Raw genomic sequence first — 23,069 nt, forward strand, 5'->3', positions numbered from 1 at the left:
TGCCGCGCCCGCGGCTCAGAGGGCGGCGCGCTCCGCCATGACCTGCTCGGCGGCGGCGACCCAGCGCGCCATGCTCGCGCCCGGCGTGGTGTCCCCGAAGTAGTGATGCACGAGCCGTGCGCGCTCCGCGCGCCGCTCCTCGCCGTCGGCGTCGGTCAGCAGCATCGGCACGTCCGCCGCGCGGTCCTGCGCCACCGTCGGCAGCGTCGCGGCGATGCCGTCCCCGTCGGTGTGCGCGTCGGGGCTCGCCGGCTCGGTGAGCACCAGCGCCTTGCCCGTGGCGAGCCAGTCGAAGGCGACGGCGGAGATGTCGGCGATGCACGCATCGGCCGCGTCGAGCTGCCAGCCGAACGCGCTCTCGGTGTCCACCAGGTGCCCGGCCTCCGGGTCCGCGTGCGAGGCGTCCCGGAGCAGCTGCACCACCTGGTCGTGGGCCCGGCGGAACCGGGGGTCCGCGATCCCGGTCCGGGGGTGCGGCCGGTAGATCACGCGGTCGCGACCCGTCGCGAGCAGGGCCCGGACCATCGTAGTCCCGTGCGAGGCCAGCGACGAGTAGGTCATCGAGGGGCGGTCGCCCTCCCACGTGGGTGCGTACAGGACCACCCGGCGGTCGTCATCGGGCAGCGGGAGAGGGGGCTCGTGATGGACGTCGAGCTGCGGGCGCCCGATCTCGAGGGTGCGCGTCTCGACGTCGAACCCGACCAGCTTCCCGGTGAGGCGCGCGCGGGCGGCATCTCCGGCGATGAAGGTGTAGTCGTAGGCCTTGAGCTGGTTGGACGCCATGTAGTCCTTGTCGGACTCGCCGTGGCTGAGGAACACGTGCGCGGGCCGGCGGAACCGCAGCATCTGGAAGTTGCGCGTGTTCTGGTTGACGTAGAACACGGCGGTCAGGTCGTTGGCGTCGACCAGCGTCTCGATGTCCGCGACGCTGTGCGCGTGGATCACCGGGAGCGGGCACTCCCGCGCGAGCGCGACGGCGCTCTCGATGGTGCGCGTGATGACGGCCGCCGGGTGCTGCTCCGCGAGACGGCGAAGGGGCTCGTACCACTGCCGCATCTGGTACAGGTTGACCGGCGGGTCCGCGAAGTAGACCACCGCCTCGAGGGTGACCCGGTCCGGGACCGCCCGCTCGGAGGCGAGCCCGCGCCAGGCGTGCGCGGCCCGGCGGCGGTCGGCGACCTGGCGGACCAGGTCGACCGCGCGACGCGCGTCGTGCGAGAGCCTCATGCTGCTCCTGAGGGATGCGGGGGGACGGCGTCGGGGGCGAGGCCGAGCAGCCCGACGAGCCGCCGGGTCGCGAGCCCGTCGGTGACCGCCCAGTGCCCCGCGCGGAGGCGGTCCCATATGGCGACGGCCTCCGGCGATCCGGACGCATCGTGCCGGGCGATCCGCGCGACCAGGTCCGCCGGGCTCGTGGACGTGATCGGGACCAGGTCGGCGGTGGGGTCGGTGAAGAGCCCAGGGGAGCGCCGGTAGTCGTCGATGTCGTAGGTGAACAGCCATGTGGGGATGTCCCGCGCGACGGAGTCGAACGCGAGCGCCGAGTAGTCGGTCACCAGGTGGTCGGCGACCGCGAGCCAGTCGGAGGTGGCGACGGCGCTCCCGTCGACCACCCCGGGGCCGTGGATAGCGGTACGGCCGTCGAGCGGGTGGCGGCAGATGACGGGCGTGTAGCCCGCGTCCTGCAGGGCCGCGGACAGGAGCTCCCAGCGGATCGCGGCGTTGCGCCGCATGGTCGGGGCGTAGACGACGATGCCGCCGCGACCCACGAGGTCGGGGTAGGACGCGCGGAGACGGCGCATGGCGCCCTCCCAGTGCTCCGGATCGCCCAGCCGGTCGTGACGGGGCTGGCCGGTCTCGACGACCACCTCGGCGGGCACGCCGAAGCCGGCGCGGAACTCCGCCGCCGCGTCGGGGCCGCCCGCGACGATCGCGGAGTACCCCCGATGCATCCGCATCCCGCGCGCGACCGCGGGCGACGCTCCCTCGTCGGTGCCGACGGAGGCGACGCCGAACCGCTTGATCGCGCCGCTCGCGTGCCAGATCTGCACCACGGGCCGGTGCGGCCGGGGGCGCAGCACGCTCACCGGGATGATGTAGGTGTCGACGACCGCGGCGCGAGCCGCGCCGAGCAGCCTCGTCTGCTGCAGGATCCGAGCGGCCTCGATGAACGGGTTGCGGGTGCTGCGGTGGTTGAGCACCACGACGCGCGTCGAGGGCGACGCGCGAGCGATCTCCTTGCGGATCCGCGCGAAGTCGCCGGAGGTGGTGCGGTGCTGGCGGCTGATCATGACCACCAGGTCCTCCGTGGGACGGCGGCCGATGACGAGGTCGACGCCGCGCAGGAGCCGCACGGCCGCCTCGACGCCGATGCGTGTCGCCAGGGAGATCATGAGGCCGGCGCCTCGAGGAGCAGGTCGGCGGCGCGCCCGGACGCCCGGCCGTCGTCGACGGTCGCGTACGTCGCGCGGAAGGCGGCACGCGCCGCGGCCTCGTCGCCGGCGCGCTCGCCCGTGGTCGCGACGGCGTCGACCAGGGCGTCCAGATCCGTGACCACCGGCCCCGGGAGGTCGTCGGGCTCGAGGTAGAGCCCGCGCAGCTGCCCCCGGTATCGGTCGAGGTCGTGCATGAAGAAGACCATGGGTCGATCGAGCAGGGCGTAGTCGAACAGCGCGCTCGAGTAATCGGTGACCAGGACGTCGCTCGCGAGGAACAGGTCGTTGATGTCGGGGTGACGTGACGCGTCGACGACGTTGTCGGGGAGACACCGGGCGTCGATCGCCTCCGACACCAGATAGTGAGCGCGGAGCACGACCACGTGGTCGGGCCCGAGGCGGGCCGCGAGCTCCGCGGGGTCGAGGCCCAGGCTGAGCCGGTAGCCGTGGCGGGTCGAGTGCTGATCGTCGCGCCACGTCGGCGCGAAGAGGACGACCCGTGCGCCCAGGGGGATGCCCAGCTCCTCGCGCGTGCGTGCCGCGTCGGCGGCGTCGGCGTGCACCAGCGCGTCGTTGCGCGGGTTGCCGGTCTCGAGGATCGTGGTCGCCGCCCGGTCCGGGTCCATCGCGAACGCGGATGCGAACGCCTGCGACGCGAATCCCGACGGGCTGAGCAGGTAGGTGGCGACCTCGCCGGCGCGGCGGTAGCGCTCCACGATCTCGCTCTTGCCGCTGGTCGCGGTCGTCGTGTTGTCGATGATGTCGGCCCCGAGCCTCTTCAGCGGGGTGCCGTGCCAGGTCTGGAGCTGTCGCTGCCCGGGCGCGAGCGCGAGGTACTCCGGCATGATCGCGTTGGTGATCCACCACCCGGCGGTTGCGGCCGCGCGGTGGTAGTCGGCACGGCGGTAGATCACCCAGGAGGTGCGAGGGTCGGACAGCGGTCCGGAGAGCAGCGTGGGCGCCGGAGGCTCACGGAACGCCCACACGAACCGCCAGTCCGCGAAGCGCGGGTCGGCCAGCAGGTGCTCGTACACGGCCCGAGGCGACCCGGCGTACGAGCGCGCCTGGAACGACTCGAACAGCGCGGTGCGGGGATCGAAGGGTGCGTGCCCGTGGCGTCGGGTGCCCAGTCGGCGCACCGACCGCACGGCGGCGCGCATCCGCCGTCGGAGCGCGGGGGAGCGCTTCATGAGGCCGCGTGCTGCCGTGGCGGCGAGGTTGTCCATCGCGGAGTCGACCAGGGGCGCGGAGGAGGCCGGGCCTCCTACAGGTCGAGCGCTCGGATGTTCGCGATGATCTCGGTCGTGGAGATGTCGCGCGTGCGCGGCAGGTAGATGACCTCGCAGACGTCTCGGAACTCGTCGAACTTGCCGGCCCAGTCGTCGCCCATCACCAGGATGTCCGCGCGGTGCTCGATCAGGTAGTCGCGCTTGAGCTCGAGCGAGTGCTCCAAGAAGACGTCGTCGACGCAGGACAGGCGGCTGACGATGCCGATGCGGTGCTCCTCGCGGTAGATCGGGTACCGACCCTTCTTCGAGAAGTTGAGATCGTCGGTGGAGACGCCGACGGTCAGGTGGTCGCCGAGCTCGTGCGCGCGCGTCAGCATGTTGACGTGACCGATGTGGAACACGTCGAAGGTGCCGAAGGTGATCACGCGAGTGCCCACGGTTGCGCCCCCTGACGAGAATGGTGGAATGAAGGTGAACATAAGGTTACACGTGGCGCCGAGGCCGGGGTGCGACCTTGGTCGGGAGCGTCGCGTCCCGTGCGCGCTGCAAGGGGTCCGCTTGAAACCTACGGTTCCGTAACCTACGATGGCGTAGGTTCGTGCGGCGGCCCCGCCGCACGCAAGATTGATGCAAGGACGGAGGGACACGTGGACGCTCACGGACCGCTCTCGGACCAGGGTCTGGTCCAGCTGCTGAACCGCCACGGCGAGCGCCTCGAGGACGAGCGCTTCTCGCGGTACGCGGCGGACCTCGATCTCGAGGCGCTGCTCGCGATGTGGCACGACATGACGGTGGTACGGGCCTTCGACAAGGAGGCCACCAGCCTCCAGCGCCAGGGCGAGCTCGGGCTCTGGGTGCCGTCGCTCGGCCAGGAGGCCGCGCAGATCGGCGCCGGCCACGCCCTGCGCGAGTCCGACTTCGTGTTCCCGTCCTATCGCGAGCACGGCATCGCCCTCACCCGCGGCGTGGACCTGCCCGAGATCCTGCGCATCTTCCGCGGACTGCAGCACGGCGCGTGGGACGCGGCGGAGCACGGCTTCCACCTGTACACGCTCGTGATCGGTGCGCACTCCCTGCACGCCACCGGCTACGCGCTCGCCATGGACCGTGACGGGCTGGTCGGCACCGGCGCGGACTCGGACGGCGCGGTCCTCTGCTGCTTCGGCGACGGTGCGACCAGCCAGGGCGACGTCAACGAGGCTCTCACCTTCGCGGCCGTGAACAACGCCCCGATCGTCTTCATGGTGCAGAACAACCAGTTCGCCATCTCCGAGCCCACCACCCGCCAGTCGCGCGTGCCGCTGGCGCAGCGCGGCTCCGGCTTCGGCATCCCCGCCGTGCGCTACGACGGCAACGACGTGGTCGCGTCGTACGCGGTCGCGCGCTGGGCGCTCGAGCACGCGCGCTCGGGCCAGGGCCCGGTGCTCATCGAGGCGTTCACGTACCGGATGGGAGCCCACACCACCTCGGACGACCCGTCGAAGTACCGCAGCCAGGCCGACGAGTCCTACTGGGCCGAGCGCGACCCGATCGCACGCCTCGAGACCTACCTCCGCGCCCAGGGCGCGCTGACGGACGATGCGGTGGACGCCGCCGGCGTCGAGGCCAAGGAGCTGGGGCGGCGCACGCGCGAGGCGGTGAAGGGGTGGGAGCGGCCGCCCGCCGCGAGCATCTTCGACCACGTCTATGCCGAGCCCCACGCGACCGTCGAGGCGGAGCGTGCCTGGTTCGCCCGCTACGAGGCGTCCTTCGCGGACCAGGGGGTCCACGCATGAGCACCATGACCCTCGCGGGCGCGATCAACCGCGGCCTGCGCGCGGCGATGGACCGCGACCCGAAGGTGGTCCTCATGGGTGAGGACATCGGCCAGCTCGGCGGCGTGTTCCGCGTCACCGACGGACTGTGGAAGGACTTCGGCCCCGACCGCGTGGTCGATACCCCGCTCGCCGAGTCGGGGATCGTCGGCACCGCGATCGGCATGGCGATGCGCGGCTACACACCCGTCCTGGAGATCCAGTTCGACGGGTTCATCTTCCCCGCCTACAACCAGATCACCACGCAGCTGGCGAAGATGCACTACCGGTCGCATGGCGCCATCACGCTGCCCGTGGTCATCCGGGTGCCGTACTCGGGACACATCGGAGCCGTCGAGCACCACTCCGAGAGCCCCGAGGCGCTCTTCGCGCACACCGCCGGCCTGCGCATCGTCTCCCCGGCGACCCCTCAGGATGCCTACGACATGATCCAGCAGGCGATCGCGTCGCCCGACCCGGTGCTGTTCCTCGAGCCCAAGGCTCGCTACTGGGACAAGGGCGAGGTCGACGAGTCGCGCGTCGCCTCCCAGCTGGACGCCGACGGAGGCGCCTCCGCGGCGACCGCCGAGATGAGCCGGGGCCGGATCGCCCGCGAGGGCAAGGACGTGACGGTCGTGGCGTACGGGCCGTCGGTGCGTCTCGCACTGCAGGTCGCGGACGCTGCGGCCGCGGAGGGCACCAGCGTCGAGGTGGTCGATCTGCGGTCGATCTCCCCGCTCGACTCGGACACCGTGGTGCGCTCCGCCAAGCGCACGGGTCGCGTGGTGGTCGTGCATGAGGCCCCCACCGCCTTCGGCGCCGGAGCGGAGCTCGCGGCGCGCGTGATGGAGCAGGCGTTCTTCCACCTGCACGCCCCCGTCCTCCGGGTCGGCGGCTTCCACACGCCCTACCCTGGAAGCAAGTTCGAGCACGACTACCTGCCGAACCTGGACCGCGTGCTCGATGCCGTCGACCGCGTCATGACGCACTGAGAGGCCTGGGAATGCCCACCTTCGAGATCTTCCACATGCCCGACGCGGGCGAGGGCCTCACCGAGGCCGACGTGGTCACGTGGCGCGTCGCCGTCGGCGACACCGTCGAGGTCAACCAGCCGCTGGTCGAGATCGAGACCGCGAAGTCGCTGGTCGAGCTGCCCTGCCCGGTCGACGGCGTGGTGACGCGCCTGCTCGTGACGGAGGGCGAGACGGTCGAGGTGGGCGCCCCGATCGTGGAGTTCGACGTCGACCCCGGCGGCGAGGCGCCCCCGCAGGTGCCGGCGGACGATGCGGCGGCGCCTGCCGCCACTCCCGCGCCGGAGGCGCCCGCCCCCGCCGCGCCCGCGCCCGCCCCCGCCGCGGCGGACGAGCCGGCCCCGGCCGTGCTCGTCGGCTACGGGGTCAAGGCCGGGGCCGTGCATCGTCGCCCCCGCAAGGAGGGCTCGCTCGAGGCGATCGGCGGTGCCGGGGAGGCGAGCGAGTACCCGGTGCTCGCGAAGCCGCCGGTGCGCAAGCTCGCGAAGGAGCTCGGCGTCGAGCTCACCACCGTCACCCCGTCGGGCCCCGGCGGCCTGGTCACGCGCGAGGACGTCGAGCAGGCCGCGAAGGCGAAGTCGACCCGCACGCTCACCACCTACGACGTGAACGACGACCAGCCGTGGCTCGAGTCGGGCTACACCAGCGACGGTGGGCGCTCCACCCGCGTGCCGGTGAGGTCGGTGCGCAAGCGCACCGCCGAGGCGATGGTCAGGTCCGCCTTCACCGCTCCCCACGTCACGGTGTTCCACACCGTCGACGTGACCGAGTCGATGGAGCTGGTCAAGCGCCTCAAGGCGGACCGCGAGTTCGCCGACGTCCGCGTGACGCCCCTGCTGATCGCAGCGAAGGCCCTCCTGCTGGCGGTGCGCCGCCACCCGGAGATCAACGCGAGCTGGGACGACGAGGCGCAGGAGATCGTCTACAAGCACTTCGTCAACCTGGGCATCGCGGCCTCGACGCCGCGCGGCCTGCTGGTGCCGAACATCAAGGACGCTCACCGCCTGCCCATGAAGGAGCTGGCGATCGAGCTCGGCGAGCTGACCGCGCTCGCGCGCGCCAACCGCACCTCGCCGGCATCCCTCACCGGGGGCACCATCACCATCACCAACGTCGGGACGCTCGGCATCGACAACGGCACGCCGATCCTCAACCCGGGCGAGTCGGCGATCCTGGCGTTCGGAGCGATCCGCGAGCAGCCGTGGGTGCACGACGGCGAGATCAAGATCCGCTGGGTCACGCAGCTCGCGTTGAGCTTCGACCACCGTCTGGTCGACGGCGAGCTCGGTGCGCGTGTGCTGGCGGACATCGCGCGGGTGATGAACGACCCGGCGCAGGGGCTGGTCTGGGGCTGAGCCCTCAGATGATGTAGCTGCCGACGCCGCCGGTGATGGCGGCGAGGACCTGCTCGGTGCATTCCTCGATGGACTCGCCGTGGGCGCCGACGGTGACGTCGGCGTCGGTGGGGTCCTCGTAGGGGTCGGAGATGCCGGTGAACTCGGCGATCTCGCCGGCGCGGGCCTTGGCGTAGAGGCCCTTGCGGTCGCGTGCCTCGCACACCTCGAGGGGTGTGGCGACGTGGACCAGGACGAACCTGCCGGCGCGCTCGGCCATGGTGCGGACCTCGTCGCGCATGGACCGGTACGGGGCGATGGGGGCGCAGATCGCGATGCCGCCGTGGGCGGCGAGCTGGGAGGCGACCCAGCCGATGCGGCGGACGTTGAGCTCGCGGTCGGCGCGGGAGAAGCCCAGTCCTGAGGAGAGCATGGCGCGGACCTCGTCGCCGTCGAGGAGGGTGACGCGCTGGTGGGTCTCCGCGCGCAGGCGGCCTGTGAGCTGGCGGGCGATGGTGGACTTGCCGGAGCCGGACAGGCCGGTGAAGAGGACGACGAGGCCGTTGCCTCGGGGCGCGCGCTGACGTCGGGACACGGTGACGTGGCCGGCAGTGGTGACCTCGGCGAGGTGGCTGAGGAGCTCGATGCGGGCGTCGCCGTCGAGGTGCTCGGCGGCGGGTTCGGGCAGGACGCGGACGGTGCGTCGGTCGCGCTGGGCGGTGTGGACCGCGCGTGACAGCGCCTCGGGGTCGCCGGCGTCGAGGTGGATGACGGGCTCGTCGCCGGGGACGTGGTCGTGGCCGACGGCGAGGACGGCGTGGTCGAGCAGGGGGCGACCCGGTCCGGGGCGCAGGGGCGCGAACGGCGGGGTCGCGGGTTCGCGCAGGGCGGTGACGGTGCCGGCGACCCAGGTGCCTCGGTCGGTGGTGGTGGACTCGTCGACCTCGATCACCGCGATGGGAGTGGTCTCGGTGTCGAGCAGCTCGATCTGGCGGCCCGCGGTGACGTCGCGGATGAGGAGGGTGGCGACGTGCCCGGCGACCGTGGGCAGGTGGTAGCGGGGCCGGGTGCCGTAGGCGCCGGCGAGGATGAGCTCGAGCTCGTTGAGCTGGGTGCGGGTCAGCCTGAGCTGCACGTCAGTCTCCCTTGGTGGGCCGGGTCTTGCGGCGCTTGTCCTGGTGGATGAAGAACGAGAACCCCAGGGACCGGCGGATCAGGCCCCACGCGAGGGTGCCGCCGACGAGCGCGACGGCCAGGGCGACCAGGGTCCACTCGTTGGACACGCCGATGAGCTTGAGCCCGGCGATCATGAGCACGATCGCGAGGGCGCGGCGGACGATGCCGCCGGAGACCCGCGAGGAGATGTGCGCGCCGATGTAGGCGCCCGGGATGGAGCCGATGATGATGGGCCAGGTGACGGACCAGTCGACGTCGCCGAAGATGAGGTGCGCGATGGCCGCCGCGAACACGAGCGGAACGGCCTGGACCAGGTCGGTGCCGACGAGCTGGGAGGCCTTGAGGGTCGGGTACAGCGCCATCAGGGCGACGATGATGAGGGAGCCCGACCCGACGGACGTCAGGCCGACCATGAGGCCGCCGACGACGCCGACGATGATGGTCGGGATGGGGCGGGCGATGACCTCGGGGCGTTCCTTGGGCAGGGGGGAGCCCTTGCCGTCGCGGGACTGGGCGCGCTCGCGCAGACGAAGGTAGGCGCGGGCGAGCAGGCCGGCGGAGGAGACCATGAGCACGTAGCCCAGGGCGTGCTTGATGAAGGCCTGCACCTCGGGCCCGGGGCCGATCCAGTGGGCGATCAGCACGCCCAGGAACGCGGCCGGTACCGAGCCTCCGACCAGCAGCTTCACGAGCGTCCAGTTGACGGTGCCGTTGCGCCAGTGCACCCAGGAGCCCGCCGGCTTCATGGCGGCGGAGGCGACCACGTCGGAGGACACCGCCGTCAGCGGTGGGATGTTGAAGAACAGCACGAGCACCGGGGTCATGAGGGCGCCACCGCCCATGCCGGTGAGCCCGACCACGATGCCGATGCCGAACGCGACGGCCAGCAGTGCCGGGTCCATGCGGGAGGGCTCCTAGCTGTGACGGATGACGCCCGCGCCGACCGTGCGGTTCGCGGACTCGTCGATCAGGATGAACGAGCCGGTGGCGCGGTTGTCGGCGTAGTCGTCGACCAGCAGCGGCGACGTGACGCGCAGCTTGATGCGGCCCAGGGAGTTCAGGCCCAGCTGGGTGGCGTCGGGGTCGCGGTGCAGGGTGTTGACGTCAAGCTCGTACGCGATGTCCTTGACCATCGCGCGGGCCATCCGCGTGGTGTGGAGGATGCCGTACTTCTTGCCGACCACGAGCGGCTCGGCGTCCATCCAGCAGATGGTGGCGTCGACGTCCTGGGTCGGCTCGGGGTGGTTGCCCACCCGGCACAGGATGTCCCCACGCGAGACGTCGATCTCGTCCTCCAGGCGCACCGTGACCGACTGCGGCGGCTGGGCCGTCTCGAGGGGGCCCGAGGGGCCGTCGATCGCGGCGATCTTCGACGTCATGCCGGACGGCAGCGCCATCACCTCGTCGCCGACCTTGAGGATGCCCGAGGCGACCTGTCCCGCGAAGCCGCGGTAGTCGTGGACGTCGTTGCGCATCGGCCGGATCACGTACTGGACCGGGAAGCGCACGTCCTGCAGGTTGCGGTCCGACGCGATGTGGACGTGCTCGAGGTGGTGCATCAGCGACGCGCCGTCGTACCACGGCATGTTCACCGACCGGTCCACGACGTTGTCACCCAGCAGGGCCGACAGCGGGATCGCCGTCAGGTCGGGCACATCGAGCTTCGACGCGAACTGCGAGAACTCCTCGTAGATGTCGTTGAAGACGGCCTCGTCCCAGCCGACCAGGTCCATCTTGTTCACCGCGAGGACCAGGTGGGGGACCCGCAGCAGCGACGCGATGGTGGCGTGGCGGCGCGACTGCTCCGTCATGCCCTTGCGGGCGTCGACCAGGATGATCGCCAGGTCCGCCGTGGAGGCGCCCGTGACCATGTTGCGGGTGTACTGCTGGTGCCCGGGGGTGTCCGCGATGATGAACTTGCGCCTCGGGGTCGCGAAGTAGCGGTACGCCACGTCGATGGTGATGCCCTGCTCACGCTCGGCGCGCAGGCCGTCGGTGAGCAGCGCGAGGTCCGTGTACTCCGTGCCACGGGCCTTCGACGCGGCCTCGACGGACTCCAGCTGGTCCTCGAAGATCGACTTGCTGTCGTACAGCAGGCGCCCGATCAGGGTGGACTTGCCGTCGTCGACCGAGCCGGCCGTGGCGAATCGCAGCAGATCCATCAGAAGTACCCTTCCTTCTTGCGGTCCTCCATCGCGGCCTCCGACACCCGGTCGTCGCCGCGGGTGGCACCCCGCTCCGTGAGCCGCGTCGCCGCGGTCTCCGCGATGATCTTGTCCACCGTGTCCGCGTCGGACAGCACGGCGGCGGTCAGCGTCGCATCGCCGACGGTGCGGTAGCGCACCGTGCGCCGCTCGATCATCTCGTCCTCGCGCGGCTGGCAGAACTCGTTCGCGGCCATCCACATCCCGCCGCGGTGGAACACGTCGCGCTCGTGCGCGAGATAGATCGAGGGGACCTCGATCTCGCGCGACGCGACGTAGTCCCAGATGTCCAGCTCGGTCCAGTTCGACAGCGGGAACACCCGGATCGACTCGCCCTGGTGGACGCGGCCGTTGTACAGCGACCACAGCTCGGGACGCTGGTTGCGCGGATCCCACTGGCCGAACTCGTCGCGGAAGGAGAACACGCGCTCCTTCGCGCGGGCCTTCTCCTCGTCGCGGCGGGCTCCGCCCATGCACGCGTCGAACCTGTTCGACTCGATGGTCTCCAGCAGCACCGGCGTCTGGATCCGGTTGCGCGACCCGTTGGGCTCCTCGCGGACCGTTCCCTTGTCGATCGCGGCCTGCACCGACCCGACCACCAGCTGCAGGTCGTACTGCTCCACGATCCGGTCGCGGTAGTCGAGCACCTCGGGGAAGTTGTGACCCGTGTCGATGTGCACCACCGGCATCGGCAGCCGCGCCGGCGCGAACGCCTTCAGCGCGATGTGCAGCAGCACGATCGAGTCCTTGCCGCCGGAGAACAGCAGCGCCGGCCGCTCCATCTGCGCCACGACCTCGCGCACGATGTGGATCGCCTCGGCCTCGAGCGCATCGAGCTGGCTGAGAGTGTTCTGGGACGTCATGCGGTTCCTCCGTCGCGCTCGCCGGCCACCGCCGCGAGGATCGGTCCGGCCAGATCCGGACGGCACACCACCAGATCCGGAAGATAGGGATCTGCGCCATTGTAGACAAGGGGCGAGCCGTCGATGCGCGACGTGTGAAGACCAGCCGCTCGCGCGAGCGCGACCGGCGCCGCGGAGTCCCACTGATACTGGCCGCCCGCATGGACGTACGCCTCGACCTGACCGCGCACCACCGCCGCGATCTTCACGCCGGCCGAGCCCATCGGCACCAGCTCGGCGTTCAACGCGGCACGCACCGGCTCCGTCACCGCCGGTGGACGCGACCGCGACACCGCCAGCCGCACGGGAGCATCGGGAGCGCCCGCCGGCACCGCGGCGACCGACGACGAGTCGAGCACCAGGTCCTCCCCGGGGATCGCGACCGCGCCGAACACCAGCTCGCCCGCCTCCCACAACGCCACGTGCACCGCCCAGTCCGCGCGGCCCTCCGAGTACTCCCGCGTGCCGTCGAGCGGATCGATGATCCACACGCGATCCGCCGCCAGGCGTGCCGCCGAGTCCTTCGCCTCCTCGCTCAGCACCGCGTCGCCCGGGCGGTGCTCCGCCAGCAGGCCCGCCAGCAGCGCCTGCGCGGCCGCATCCCCGGCGTCGCCCAAGGCGCGACCTTCCAGGCCCGACACCTCGCGCACCCGCAGCAGCTCCTCGCCCGCAGCGCGCGCCAGCATCACCCCCAGCGCGGAGTCGTCGCGCATGGCCTGTTCCATCGGTCGCATCCCATCGTCGTCACGGATCGTCGGGACAACGGTAACGGTCCGCCTGGCCGTCGCGCGCACCGGTCGCCGCACCGAGGCGTCCCGGCGCCTGCCGCGCGGGCATCCCCGGGGCCGCCCGCTCCGATCGATAGGGTGAGGGCAACCGGCCGAAGGAGTGCGCCATGCCGACGACGCCCGACGACCCGCGGACGCCCTCAGCCGAGGGCGGTCCCCTCTCGCTCCCGGACGAGTGGGTGGGGATGCCGCCCGCCCGTCCGGAGTCCGCGCGGGGCGTGCCCGACGCCGCCCCGGCCGCCGGCACGTGGCCGGCCGCGGCTGCTCCCCTCGCCTCCTCCACGCACAACAGCCGCGCGCTGATCGGCGTGATCCTGGGCGGTCTCGCGGCCGCGGGGGCCGCGGCCGCGTGGGTGGGACTGGGATTCGTCCCGCTGCTCGGGGTGATCGGCCTCGGGATCGGTGGGATCGTGCTGTCCGCGATGGCGCTGACCTCGGTGCGCCGGGGCCTCGCCACCAACCGCGGTCTCGCCGTCACGGGCCTGGTCCTGTCGATCCTCGGAATCGTCGGAGTGGTCGCGCTCTACGCGTACGTGATCGCGCTGGTCGGCGCGCTCGTCGGCGGCACTGCTTGACCGACCGTCTGTGGCACGCGGGTGACGCCGCCGAGCTCGGCGCCGTCGCGGAGGCGGTGCGCGCGTGGGCGCCGGCCGCGGCGGACTCCCCTCTCTACCTCCTCTACGCGACGCGCATCGCCGACGATCCGGAGCTGCTCGCGGTGGTGGCGCAGATCCGCTCGACGCCGCCGCTCAACGTCCTCTTCGCCGCGGTGCAGCTGCTGCTCGCTCCCGACGATGCGCTCGCGGCCTGGTACCCGCGCCTCGGGGGTGGCCGTGCCGTGCACGACGGGGACCCGTACGGGGTGTTCCGGCGGTTCGCCCTCGCCCGCCACGGGGAGATCCTGGCGATCGCGCGCTCCAGGACGACCCAGACCAACGAGGTCGGCCGATGCGCCGCGCTCCTGCCCGTGGTCGCCGCCGAGGTCGCGAGCCGTGGGTGGGGTGCGGTGCACGCCGTCGACGTCGGCGCGGCGGCCGGGCTGAACCTGCTGATGGACCGGGTCGCGTACGACTACGGCGCCGCCCGGCTCGGCGAGGGTCCGTTCACGCTTCCCGGTCATCGTCGCGGCGGCCCGCCGGTGCCGGCGAGCGTTCCCGTGATCGCGTCGCGCACCGGGGTCGACCTCGCGCCGGTGGCCCTCGACCACCCCGAGAACGTCGCGTGGCTCGAGGCGCTCGTATGGCCCGAGCAGACCGCGCGCCTCGACCGGTTGCGCGCGGCCGTCGCCCTGCGCGGCGAGACGGAGGTCAGGATGATCGCCGGCGACGCGGCCGAGGTGCTGGGCCCGACGCTCGCCGGCCTGCCGCCGGGTCCGACGGTCGTATGGCACACCGTGGCGCTCTATCAGGCGCCCGCGGGGGTGCGCGAGGCTATCGACGATGCGGTCGAGGAGGCCGCGCGGACCCGTCCGGTGGTGCGGATCGGGATGGAGCCCCGGGGAGACGGCATCACCGAGGTGCGGGTGGGTCCCCGGTACACGACCGCGGAGACGGTCGCCCTCGCGCACGCTCACGGCGCCTGGTACGACGCTCCCTGATCCGCGCCCGGCGGTGTCGCCCGAGGGCCTCCGCGGTGGTGGAGGGCACCATCGGTGACGCTCCCGAATTCATGCGGGAACGCACGGGCCTGCGCCGACGCACCCGCGCGCATGGACCGACCGACGCGTGTGCACCCACCCATGTCTGCTCGTGCATGAATACGGGAGCGTCGGCGCCGATGGTCCCCGGGCCGCCGCGCGGGACGCCGGTCAGGGGCTGCGGTCGCCCTCGGGCAGGTCCGCGCCCTCCGTCCGGTCCGCATCGTCCGCTGCCGCCCCTCCGCCGATGGCGTGGTCGCCGTCGCGCATGGTCTCGAGCCCGGACTTCTCCCGCAGGGGCAGCTGGGGGAGCGCGATCGCCAGCGCGAGCCCCAGGATCGAGAAGAGCGAGGTCATCAGCAGCACGTTCGCGATCGCGTCCGCGAAGCCCGCACGGAAGGGCGCCGCGAGCACCGGGTCGAGCTCCGACAGGAACGACGTGTCATCGAGCGACAGCCCGTCGGCGGCGTCCAGCGACCCGCTCTGCACCACCGCGAGCACCTGCGCGTTCACGGGGTTCTCCAGCGTGGCCGGGTCCGCGACCACCTCCTGGAACTCGGGCGTCTGAGCCGCGACCTCGAACTCCTCCGCGATGTCCCCCGTGACCGAGGAGAAGAGGATCGACAGGAAGATCGCGGTCCCGAGGGAGCCGCCGATCTGCCGGAAGAACATGACCGACGCCGAGCCGGCGCCCATGTCGCGGGGCTCGACCGCGTTCTGCACGGCGAGCATCACGGGTTGCATGATGCCGCCGAGCCCGAGTCCGAACAGGAACGCGCCGAGGCTGAAGAACCACATCGAGCTCTCCGCCTCGAGCCGCGACAACACCAGCCCAGCGACCACCAGCAGGGTCCCGCCGACCACGGGGAACGGCTTGTACCGGCCCGTCCGGTGGATGATGGGCGCGGCCGAGCCCGCCATCGCCATGATGCCGGTCATCATCGGCAGCATCGCCAGCCCCGCCTGCGTGGGCTCCATGCCCTTGGCGATCTGGAGGTACAGCGGCAGGCCCGCCATCCCCCCGAACATGGCGAAGCCCATGACGAAGTTGAGCCCCGTCGACACTGCGACCGTGCGGTTGCGGAACATCCTCAGGGGCAGGAGCGCATCGTCCTGCGCCGCCCGCTCGGCCACGACGAATCCCGCGATGCCCACGACCGACAACGCCGCCAGCGCCAGCACGCTCGGCGAGGTCCACCCCCAGGAGCGCCCCTGCTCCACCACGAGCAGCATGGGCACGATCGCGGTGATCAGCGCGGCGACGCCCCAGTAGTCGATGCGCGGATGATGCGGCGAGTGCGGCACGTGGAGCACGCGCAGGATCACGGCGAGCGCGATGAGCCCCAGCGGCACGTTCAGCAGGAAGATCCATCGCCAGCCGGCGACACCCAGGATCGCGTCGGCACCGGCGAAGAAGCCGCCGAGCACGGGGCCCAGCACCGATGCGATGCCCCACACCCCGAAGAACGCGGCCTGGTACTTGGTGCGCTCGCGCGGGCTGAGGATGTCACCGACGATGATGAGGGCCAGCGCCATCAGGCCGCCCGCCCCCAGGCCCTGAAGCGCCCGATAGCCCGCGAGCTGGTACATGTCGCCCGCGGTGCCGCAGAGGAGCGAGCCGAGCACGAACAGGCTCAGCGAGATCACGTACAGCGGCTTGCGCCCGTAGATGTCGGAGAGCTTGCCGTACAGCGGTGTGGAGATGGTCGACGCGATCAGGTACGCCGTGGTGACCCAGGCCTGCAGCGTGAGCCCGTTCAGGTCGTCACCGATGGTCCGGATCGCGGTCGCGACGATCATCTGGTCGAGCGCCGCGAGGAACATGCCGACCACCAGGCCGCCGACGATGAGGTTGATCTGGCGGCGGCTGAGCAACGGGGAGGGTGCGGGCATGGGGACCTCTCGCGGGTGAGGCACCGGGGGGCGAACAGCGTCAGCCTACGCGCGCCCTACGCTGGGAGCCATGTCCGCCGAGCTGCTCGTGACCGTCGCCGCGGGGCTGCGGGACGTCTCGATCGCGATGACCGCGGGAGCGCTGCTGATCATCGCCGGGGTGCTGCCGCGCGGCCACGCCGCGGTCGACCGGGCCGCCATGATCGCGCGCGTCGGCTCGATCGTCTGGGTGCTCTCCGCGCTCGGACACTCGATGGCGACCTACGCGTCGATCCGCGGCGAGCTGCCCGACGCCTCACGGTTCATCGAGGAGTGGTGGAGCTACTCGCAGTCGGTCGATCTGCTGGCCGCCTATCTCCAGGTGCTCGCTGCCGGGCTGGTCGCGTCCGTCCTGTGCACGCTCGTGCGCACCCCGACGGTCGCAGCCTGGTCGCTCGTGCCCGTCCTGTGGGCGCTCGGCTGGCTCGCGCAGACCGGGCACGCCGCGGGAGCCGCGGACCACCACCTCGCGACCTCGGCGATGTTCCTCCACCTGGCGGGCTCCGCGATCTGGCTGGGCGTGATCGGCGCCATGCTCCTGCTGCGGGGGCCGCTGGGCGACGATGCGAAGGCCGCGGTGCGTCGCGCCTCGCGCCTCGCGGTGTGGGCGGCGGCGGTGCTGATCGTCTCGGGCGCCGCCAACGGATGGATCCGGCTGAGCTCTCCGGCGGAGCTGGTCACCACGACCTACGGCAGGCTCCTGCTGCTCAAGATCGGGCTGATGTCGGTCGCGGTCGCGCTCGCGGTGCTCCACCGCCGGGTGTCCCTGCCGCGGCTGTCGGAGCGTCAGGTGAGGGAGCGCTTCTGGCGGGTCATGATGATCGACGTCGGCGCGCTCGTCGCGGTGGTGACCGTGGCGGCGGTGCTGGCATCGACCGCGCCGCCGATCCCCATCGAGCCCGTCGAGGAGCCGAGCCCCGCCTACTTCCTCACCGGCTACGAGCTTCCTCCGGCCCCCAGCGCGCTCAACTGGATCGTGCAGTGGCGACTCGAGATCATCAGCGCCTTCGTGCTGGTCGCGCTCGCGGTCCTGTACCTCCGCGGAGTCGCCGTGCTCCGCCGCCGGGGGGACGCGTGGCCTTGGTACCGGACCGCCAACTGGCTCGCCGGCATCGTCCTGATGCTGTGGATCACCCAGGGCGCTCCCTCGATCTACGGGATGGTCGCCTTCAGCTCGCACATGGTCGAGCACATGCTGCTGGTGATGGTGGCGCCCGTGCCGCTGACGTTCGCCGCGCCCATCACGCTCGCGCTGCGGGCGATCGAGCCGCGCCGCGACGGCTCGGTGGGCCCGCGCGAGTGGATCCGGGCCGTGGTGGAGTCGCGATGGATGCGGTTCTGGGCCAACCCGATCGTGGCCGCCGTGAGCTTCGCGGCCTTCCTGGTGGCCTTCTACTACTCGCCGCTGTTCGAGTTCGCGCTGCGCAACCACGCCGGCCACCTGTGGATGATCCTGCACTTCACGGTGGTCGGGTATCTCTTCGTCAACGCGCTCGTGGGGATCGACCCGGGGCCGACCCGCCCGCGCTACCCCCTGCGCATCGTCCTGCTCTTCTCGACCATGGCGTTCCACGCCTTCTTCGGCGTCTCGCTCATGATGTCGACCGTGCTGCTGGCGCCCACGTGGTTCGGTCTCATGGGCCGTGATTGGGGGCCCGACGCCATCACCGACCAGCAGTACGGCGGTCAGATCGCCTGGGGGATCGGCGAGCTGCCGGTGCTGCTGCTCGCGATCGGGATCGTCACCGCGTGGCGTCGCGCGGACGCGAAGGAGACCCGCCGGAAGGACCGGCAGGCCGACCGTGACCACGACGCGGAGCTGCGCGCCTACAACGAGATGCTGGCGCGCACCGCCGAGCAGGACGTCGCCCAGGAGCGCTGAGCGGCGCCGGGCTCAGCCCGGGCCGAGGAGCGGGTCCGCACGGAACTCGGCGACCGCGGCCTCGAACCGAGCCGTATGCGCCTGGATGCGTCGCTGGTCGGCGTCCCAGCTCACGAAGGGCTGCCGCTTGCCCATCAGGAGCGTGTCGTGACCGCCTAGCGCGTGGCCAAGGCGGCGGTAGGGGCGCAGGCTCGCGGCCTCGACGGCGGACGGCAGGCGAGCACTCAGCCAGGCGAGCTGCCGCCAGGTGAAGATGTTGGAGGGGAGGGTGAGGCGCTCGAGCCCCACGAGCGCTCCCAGGGGTTCGACCCGGCCGTCGCGAGGGCGCGTCGCGCCGAGGCTCAGCGAGCGCAGCCCGGTCAACGCTCCTACCGGCTCGTACGTGTCGACCGTGACCGGGCTGGAGTTGCCACCTTCGACCTCGAGCTCGTTCAGGGAGGCGCCGCAGGCGACATCGTCGAGGGTGCGCAGCTTGATGAAGTCGGTCAGATGGAGACCCTCGAGCGCGGGGGTGCGGGAAAGGTCCCACAGGTGAGCGCTTCGCTGGTTCCAGAATGCTGACACCAGCCGCAGGTGGGGCAAGTCCTCGAGCGGGCTCAGGTCCGCGATGCGCGGGCACTTCCACAGGTCGAGCGCGCTGAACCGCGATCCGTGCTCCGCGACCATGAGCTCGAACGTGCGTTGGTCGAGCCCGCTGACCCGGAGCGCCGTCGCCTCGGGCCGCTCGTCGAGCTGGGCGAGGTCCCGGGGATCGAGCCGGCCACCGTTGAGCTGCGGCTGCACGAGCGACACCAGCCACGTCGGTTCGCGGCGGTTCACCCGCCGCAGATCGAGCAGCGACCGTGGGCCCGCGCTCACCGCTGGCCCCGGCGGCCGATCGCGGAGCCGCCGGGCCACGACCTCATGCCGACGTCAGCCCTCCAGCACCGTGCCGTCGGGGATCACCTCGGCCGAGCCCGTGTCCTCGAGCGTCACGTCGCCGCGGCAGACCACGCCGGCGCCGAAGGTCCAGTCGCCCTTCACGGTGAGCGAGGTCGCGCCGCGCAGCGAGGGGGCGCCGTGCGGGAAGCGGGCCTCGAACTTGGCCATGGTCTTGTAGAAGCGCGAGTCGAGGTCGACCAGCGGGGCCTTGTCGACGGCGAGCCGCAGTCCGCCGTCCTCACCCAGGTCGTATGCGTCGGACCGGAGCAGCAGCAGGTCGTTGGTGGTCTTCACCGGTAGGAAGCGGTCGCGGCCGACCACGATCGACGTGGCGCCCTCGAAGACCTCGATCGCCGCGCCCATCGCGGTCTCGATCTGGAACACCTCGGGGCTCGAACCGTCGGTCGGATCGACGTTCTTGACGTTGCGGATCAGGGGCAGCCCCAGCACGGCTCCGCGCTCGGTCAGGGCGGCGTAGAGCTTCTCGAGGTCGAACCACAGGTTGTTCGTGTGGAAGTACGGGTGGTGGAACTCGTCGGTGAAGTAGTGCATCTCCTCGGGCGCGGTCTGCGCGGTGTCGCGCAGGATCAGGCGGCCGTCGGACTTGCGGACCGCGAGGTGGCCGCCCTTGCGGTCGGCCGCGGTGCGCGGGCACAGCTCGGCGGCGTAGGGAGCGCCCGAGGCGGCGAACCAGCCCGCGATCGTGGGCGAGGGGACCGAGCCGAGGTTGTCCGAGTTGCCGGTCGCGGCGTACTTGAAGCCCGCGTCCAGCAGCGCCTTGAGGATCCCGGAGCCCAGCAGCGCGGTGTAGATGTCGCCATGACCCGGGGGGCACCACTCGAGGGTGGGGTCCGCGGGCCAGTCGACGGGCATCAGGCCGTCGACGAGCAGCTTGGGCTCCTGGTTCTGCAGGAAATCGACGGGCAGGCCGTCGACGGCGACGTCGGGGTGGAAGCTCAGCGCGTTGAGCGAGTCCTCCTGGGTGCGGAACGAGTTCATGAGGATCAGCGGCAGCGGGGCCCCGGTGGCCTGACGGGCGTGCCGGACCTGCTCGACGATCAGATCCAGGAAGCTCCTGCCGTCGCGCACCGGCAGCAGCGACTTGGCGCGGTCCATGCCCATCGACGTGCCCAGCCCGCCGTTGAGGCGGATGATCGCCGTCCTCGCGAACGCCTCGTTCGCGGCCGCCTCGTCGATCGCGACGTCCGCGAGCAGAGGCGGGTCCGTCAGCGGCTCGATCGTGTCCTCGAGGATCAGGCCGGTCGCGCCGGCCTCCAGCTCTCCGAAATAATGCGAGAAGACGTCGATCGCGGTCTGGTCGACCCCGGCGTCCCTCATCTTGGCCTGCGCAGCGAGAAGTCCAGGTGCGGTCATAGGTCCAGCCTAGGGCGTGGGACCGGGCACGGGTCCAGGACCCCGATGAACAACGAGCGAACGTCGCCTGGGCATCCGCGCGACCGCCGACTTCTCCACAGATTCTGTCCACAGGTGTGTGAAAACACCGTTGGTCGTGCGGGGACACCGTGGATAACGATGTGGGGATCCGGTGGATGAGAATCGACCCCCTTCCACGCCTTGCGGCGCGCCCGGCACCCGAGTAGAAACGTGTCATTCGAGACGGGTCGCACCGGTTCGGCGGGGGGCGTGAGAGCGTTCCCCGTGACGGGCCTGAGCACCGATGGGGGACCTCTCCACCGGCGCCAGGGACGTCGCCGACGGAGCTCCCGGATCGGACTTCCCGGACAACGGCGGTCCGCATCCGCCTGCCCCACCCCCGTGGGCAGGCGAGACCTGTGGGTGACGGCACAGGGGCTGACGGGCCCGGGAGGTCGGCCTTGGGGCGTCGCCGCGACGTGTGGACTTCGCGGACTCAAGTGCACTCGGCAAGGCCCCCCGGACCCGAATTCCGGGGGGCCTTCGCCATGCGCCCGACACGCCGTGCCAGACTGGGCCCGAACCCCTGGGAGGACCCATGACGCAGACCGCCGAGAGCCCAGCGGAGCACGCCGCGGAGGCGCCGCGCGAGAGCGGCGGCAACGGCGTCGGGATCGCCGCGTTCGTGACGGGGGCCCTCGCGCTCGCACCGCTCGCTCTCATCCTCGGGCTCATCGGGCTCGCCCGCTACCGCTCGGGCAAGGCGTCCCGTCGCAGCTGGCCGCTCGCCGGCACCATCCTCGGTGCCGTCGGCATCGTCGCCGGCACCGCGATCGGCGTCGCCTACGCCCTGTCGGAGGCGCCGCAGGTCGCGCAGGACGCCCACGCGAAGGTCGACGTCGTGAAGGTCGGCAACGCCCTCGTGGACTGGTCGGCGGCTCACGCGGGCGCGACGACGCCCGTGTCCCTCACCGACACGGGCTACGAGGTCGACGGCCTCGCGATCCCGTCGGAGCTCGACCAGCTCGAGGCTCGCGGCGTCACCGTCCTGGACCCGGAGCCCTACGCGTGGTGCCTCACCCTCACGTACGACGGCGGCACCTCCTCCGCGGTGGCCTTCTCGGCGACCGAGGGCCTGATCGACTCCTGCCCGGCCGGCTGAGGCCGTGAACGGGACCGCGCGGCGGCCGCCCGTCGCCGCCCTCGCGATCTTCCTGGTCGCGCTCACCCTGCGGCCCGCGATCACCGCGGTCGGGCCCGTGCTCGGGCGGATCGGTGACGACCTGGGTCTCGGAGAGGCAGGGCTCGGACTCCTTGGGGCGCTGCCGCTGATCGCCTTCGCGGTCGTCTCGCCGCTGGTCCACCGGCTGTCCGCGCGCGGTGGCGTCGAGCGCACGCTGCTGTGGGCGCTCGTCGGGCTGACCGCCGGGATCATCCTCCGCTCGTGGACGGGACAGGCGGGGCTGTGGATCGGCACGCTCGTCCTGGGGGCCGCCATCGCGATCAGCAACGTCCTGGTCCCGGTGGTGGTCAAGGGGGACTTCCCCGGACGGGTGTCCTGGGCGACGGGCCTCTACTCGGCGTTCATCGCGGGCTCCGCGGCGGTCGGCGCGGCCGTGGCGGTCCCCCTCGCGGACGTCGGAGGGTGGCGCCTCGCGCTGGGCGCGTGGGCGCTGCTCGCGGCCGCGGTGACCGTCGTCTGGTGGGTGCGCTCGCGTCGGCGCCACGTCGCCGCGGCGGTGCCCGAGCCGGATCTCGCGCACGCCACCGTGTGGCGCTCGCCGACCGCGTGGCTGGTCACGCTGTACATGGGGCTCCAGGCCACGACGTTCTACGTGCTGGTGACCTGGCTCCCGACCATCGAGGTCGCGGCCGGCTACTCGGAGCACACCGCGGGCGTCCACCTGTTCGTCTTCCAGATCGTCGGCATCGTCGGCGGGCTCGCGGTCCCGTCGCTGATGCGCCCCGACTCGCAGCGGGCGGCGGCGGTCGCAGGCGCCCTCACCCTGGTGACCGGACTCGCGGGGATGCTGCTCGCTCCGGACCTGATCCTCGTGTGGGTCGCCATCACCGGGATCGGGTCGGGCGCATCGCTGGTCGTGTCGCTGACGCTGATGAGCGTGCGCGGTCGTACCGCCGCCGAGGCGACCCAGCTATCCGGCATGGCGCAGTCCCTCGGGTATGCGCTCGCGGCCGTCGGGCCCGTCGCGGCCGGCGTGCTCGGCGAGCTCACGGGAGGCTGGACGCCGGTGCTGGTCATGCTGCTGACGGCCGCGCTGCTGCAGATCGGGGTCGGGATCGCGGCCGGCACGGGACGGGATCCGGGGCCAAAAGCCACATAACGGACGAAGCCCGAGGAATCCCTTTTCAGCGACCCGACGAGACGACACTATGGGTCATGGTCGCCGCCGTGGCGGCCGATACAGATGGTG

Annotated in this window: 20 protein-coding genes; 8 read left to right on the forward strand and 12 right to left on the reverse strand. The window is 71.8% G+C overall.

The annotated features are described in order from the left end of the window. Positions 1–15: 15 nt before the first annotated feature. The 4 genes from QQX10_RS06405 to QQX10_RS06420 are packed head-to-tail and all read right to left on the reverse strand — an operon-like array spanning position 16 to position 4,101. Positions 16–1,227 carry a CDP-glycerol glycerophosphotransferase family protein gene (locus tag QQX10_RS06405; RefSeq protein ID WP_301119136.1) on the reverse strand — a complete coding sequence of 404 codons (1,212 nt, stop codon included), beginning with the start codon at positions 1,225–1,227 and terminating at the stop codon, positions 16–18. Then, positions 1,224–2,393 carry a CDP-glycerol glycerophosphotransferase family protein gene (locus QQX10_RS06410; protein ID WP_301119138.1) on the reverse strand — a complete coding sequence of 390 codons (1,170 nt, stop codon included), beginning with the start codon at positions 2,391–2,393 and terminating at the stop codon, positions 1,224–1,226. Before QQX10_RS06410 ends, QQX10_RS06405 begins: the two co-directional genes overlap by 4 nt. Further along, positions 2,390–3,661, reverse strand: coding sequence for a CDP-glycerol glycerophosphotransferase family protein (locus QQX10_RS06415; RefSeq protein WP_301119144.1), 1,272 nt, complete (start codon positions 3,659–3,661; stop codon positions 2,390–2,392). The genes QQX10_RS06410 and QQX10_RS06415 overlap by 4 nt, the downstream gene beginning before the upstream one ends. A 38-nt stretch (positions 3,662–3,699) precedes the next feature. Next, positions 3,700–4,101 carry an FAD synthase family protein gene (locus QQX10_RS06420; protein ID WP_301119146.1) on the reverse strand — a complete coding sequence of 134 codons (402 nt, stop codon included), beginning with the start codon at positions 4,099–4,101 and terminating at the stop codon, positions 3,700–3,702. Between the two features lie 210 nt (positions 4,102–4,311). Here QQX10_RS06420 and pdhA point away from each other — a divergent pair, with 210 nt between their 5' ends. From pdhA to QQX10_RS06435, 3 genes are read left to right on the forward strand one after another with little or no spacing between them, the layout of a single operon-like run. After that, positions 4,312–5,439, forward strand: coding sequence for a pyruvate dehydrogenase (acetyl-transferring) E1 component subunit alpha (gene pdhA, locus QQX10_RS06425; RefSeq protein WP_301119148.1), 1,128 nt, complete (start codon positions 4,312–4,314; stop codon positions 5,437–5,439). Further along, positions 5,436–6,449, forward strand: coding sequence for an alpha-ketoacid dehydrogenase subunit beta (locus QQX10_RS06430; protein WP_301119150.1), 1,014 nt, complete (start codon positions 5,436–5,438; stop codon positions 6,447–6,449). Before pdhA ends, QQX10_RS06430 begins: the two co-directional genes overlap by 4 nt. Before the next feature lie 11 nt (positions 6,450–6,460). Further along, a complete protein-coding gene (locus QQX10_RS06435; RefSeq protein ID WP_301119152.1) occupies positions 6,461–7,843 on the forward strand; it encodes a dihydrolipoamide acetyltransferase family protein in 1,383 nt (460 codons plus the stop codon). A 4-nt stretch (positions 7,844–7,847) separates the two neighbouring features. Here QQX10_RS06435 and cysC read toward each other — a convergent pair whose 3' ends face one another. Genes cysC through QQX10_RS06460 form a run of 5 tightly spaced genes read right to left on the reverse strand, consistent with a single transcriptional unit; the run spans position 7,848 to position 12,817 of the window. Next, a complete protein-coding gene (gene cysC / locus QQX10_RS06440; protein ID WP_301119154.1) occupies positions 7,848–8,957 on the reverse strand; it encodes an adenylyl-sulfate kinase in 1,110 nt (369 codons plus the stop codon). Between the two features lies 1 nt (position 8,958). Continuing rightward, complete coding sequence (locus tag QQX10_RS06445) at positions 8,959–9,900, reverse strand: sulfite exporter TauE/SafE family protein (protein ID WP_301119156.1); 942 nt, start codon at positions 9,898–9,900, stop codon at positions 8,959–8,961. Between the two features lie 12 nt (positions 9,901–9,912). Then, the gene (gene cysN / locus QQX10_RS06450; protein WP_301119158.1) at positions 9,913–11,160 is read right to left on the reverse strand and encodes a sulfate adenylyltransferase subunit CysN; all 1,248 of its coding nucleotides are present in this window, start codon (positions 11,158–11,160) and stop codon (positions 9,913–9,915) included. Beyond that, positions 11,160–12,065, reverse strand: coding sequence for a sulfate adenylyltransferase subunit CysD (gene cysD / locus QQX10_RS06455; protein ID WP_301119160.1), 906 nt, complete (start codon positions 12,063–12,065; stop codon positions 11,160–11,162). The genes cysN and cysD overlap by 1 nt, the downstream gene beginning before the upstream one ends. Then, on the reverse strand, positions 12,062–12,817 hold the full coding sequence (locus QQX10_RS06460) for an inositol monophosphatase family protein (RefSeq protein ID WP_301119162.1): 756 nt from the start codon (positions 12,815–12,817) through the stop codon (positions 12,062–12,064). The genes cysD and QQX10_RS06460 overlap by 4 nt, the downstream gene beginning before the upstream one ends. Positions 12,818–12,999: 182 nt before the next feature. Here QQX10_RS06460 and QQX10_RS06465 point away from each other — a divergent pair, with 182 nt between their 5' ends. After that, on the forward strand, positions 13,000–13,467 hold the full coding sequence (locus QQX10_RS06465; RefSeq protein ID WP_301119164.1) for a hypothetical protein: 468 nt from the start codon (positions 13,000–13,002) through the stop codon (positions 13,465–13,467). Continuing rightward, positions 13,464–14,489, forward strand: coding sequence for a DUF2332 domain-containing protein (locus tag QQX10_RS06470; RefSeq protein ID WP_301119166.1), 1,026 nt, complete (start codon positions 13,464–13,466; stop codon positions 14,487–14,489). Before QQX10_RS06465 ends, QQX10_RS06470 begins: the two co-directional genes overlap by 4 nt. Before the next feature lie 210 nt (positions 14,490–14,699). Here the strand turns inward: QQX10_RS06470 and QQX10_RS06475 are convergent, their stop codons facing one another. Beyond that, positions 14,700–16,421 carry an MDR family MFS transporter gene (locus tag QQX10_RS06475; protein WP_301119169.1) on the reverse strand — a complete coding sequence of 574 codons (1,722 nt, stop codon included), beginning with the start codon at positions 16,419–16,421 and terminating at the stop codon, positions 14,700–14,702. A gap of 70 nt (positions 16,422–16,491) precedes the next feature. Here QQX10_RS06475 and QQX10_RS06480 point away from each other — a divergent pair, with 70 nt between their 5' ends. Then, positions 16,492–18,342 (forward strand): bifunctional copper resistance protein CopD/cytochrome c oxidase assembly protein, encoded by a 1,851-nt coding sequence (locus QQX10_RS06480; RefSeq protein ID WP_301119171.1) that lies wholly within the window; start codon positions 16,492–16,494, stop codon positions 18,340–18,342. A 12-nt stretch (positions 18,343–18,354) separates the two neighbouring features. Here QQX10_RS06480 and QQX10_RS06485 read toward each other — a convergent pair whose 3' ends face one another. Together QQX10_RS06485 and QQX10_RS06490 are read right to left on the reverse strand one after the other, a co-directional pair. Continuing rightward, on the reverse strand, positions 18,355–19,200 hold the full coding sequence (locus QQX10_RS06485) for a hypothetical protein (protein ID WP_301119173.1): 846 nt from the start codon (positions 19,198–19,200) through the stop codon (positions 18,355–18,357). Positions 19,201–19,254: 54 nt separating this feature from the next. Continuing rightward, positions 19,255–20,637: a UTP--glucose-1-phosphate uridylyltransferase gene (locus QQX10_RS06490; protein ID WP_301119175.1), complete on the reverse strand. Its 1,383-nt coding sequence runs from the start codon at positions 20,635–20,637 to the stop codon at positions 19,255–19,257. Positions 20,638–21,235: 598 nt separating this feature from the next. Here QQX10_RS06490 and QQX10_RS06495 point away from each other — a divergent pair. Together QQX10_RS06495 and QQX10_RS06500 are read left to right on the forward strand one after the other, a co-directional pair. Beyond that, positions 21,236–21,799, forward strand: a complete 564-nt coding sequence (locus QQX10_RS06495; protein ID WP_301119177.1) for a hypothetical protein — start codon at positions 21,236–21,238, stop codon at positions 21,797–21,799. 4 nt (positions 21,800–21,803) lie between these two features. Continuing rightward, positions 21,804–22,979 (forward strand): MFS transporter, encoded by a 1,176-nt coding sequence (locus QQX10_RS06500; protein ID WP_301119179.1) that lies wholly within the window; start codon positions 21,804–21,806, stop codon positions 22,977–22,979. The last annotated feature ends 90 nt before the right edge of the window (positions 22,980–23,069 follow it).

Source organism: Demequina lignilytica (assembly GCF_030418305.1).
Taxonomy (GTDB): domain Bacteria; phylum Actinomycetota; class Actinomycetes; order Actinomycetales; family Demequinaceae; genus Demequina; species Demequina lignilytica.

Coding starts and splice junctions, on each gene's coding strand:
- cysN (WP_301119158.1), bottom strand. CDS start 11,160: ATGGATCTGCTGCGATTCGCCACGGCCGGCTCGGTCGACGACGGCAAG.
- QQX10_RS06495 (WP_301119177.1), top strand. CDS start 21,236: ATGACGCAGACCGCCGAGAGCCCAGCGGAGCACGCCGCGGAGGCGCCG.
- cysD (WP_301119160.1), bottom strand. CDS start 12,065: ATGACGTCCCAGAACACTCTCAGCCAGCTCGATGCGCTCGAGGCCGAG.
- QQX10_RS06405 (WP_301119136.1), bottom strand. CDS start 1,227: ATGAGGCTCTCGCACGACGCGCGTCGCGCGGTCGACCTGGTCCGCCAG.
- QQX10_RS06475 (WP_301119169.1), bottom strand. CDS start 16,421: ATGCCCGCACCCTCCCCGTTGCTCAGCCGCCGCCAGATCAACCTCATC.
- QQX10_RS06460 (WP_301119162.1), bottom strand. CDS start 12,817: ATGCGCGACGACTCCGCGCTGGGGGTGATGCTGGCGCGCGCTGCGGGC.
- QQX10_RS06465 (WP_301119164.1), top strand. CDS start 13,000: ATGCCGACGACGCCCGACGACCCGCGGACGCCCTCAGCCGAGGGCGGT.
- QQX10_RS06410 (WP_301119138.1), bottom strand. CDS start 2,393: ATGATCTCCCTGGCGACACGCATCGGCGTCGAGGCGGCCGTGCGGCTC.
- QQX10_RS06430 (WP_301119150.1), top strand. CDS start 5,436: ATGAGCACCATGACCCTCGCGGGCGCGATCAACCGCGGCCTGCGCGCG.
- QQX10_RS06480 (WP_301119171.1), top strand. CDS start 16,492: ATGTCCGCCGAGCTGCTCGTGACCGTCGCCGCGGGGCTGCGGGACGTC.
- QQX10_RS06445 (WP_301119156.1), bottom strand. CDS start 9,900: ATGGACCCGGCACTGCTGGCCGTCGCGTTCGGCATCGGCATCGTGGTC.
- QQX10_RS06415 (WP_301119144.1), bottom strand. CDS start 3,661: ATGGACAACCTCGCCGCCACGGCAGCACGCGGCCTCATGAAGCGCTCC.
- QQX10_RS06435 (WP_301119152.1), top strand. CDS start 6,461: ATGCCCACCTTCGAGATCTTCCACATGCCCGACGCGGGCGAGGGCCTC.
- QQX10_RS06490 (WP_301119175.1), bottom strand. CDS start 20,637: ATGACCGCACCTGGACTTCTCGCTGCGCAGGCCAAGATGAGGGACGCC.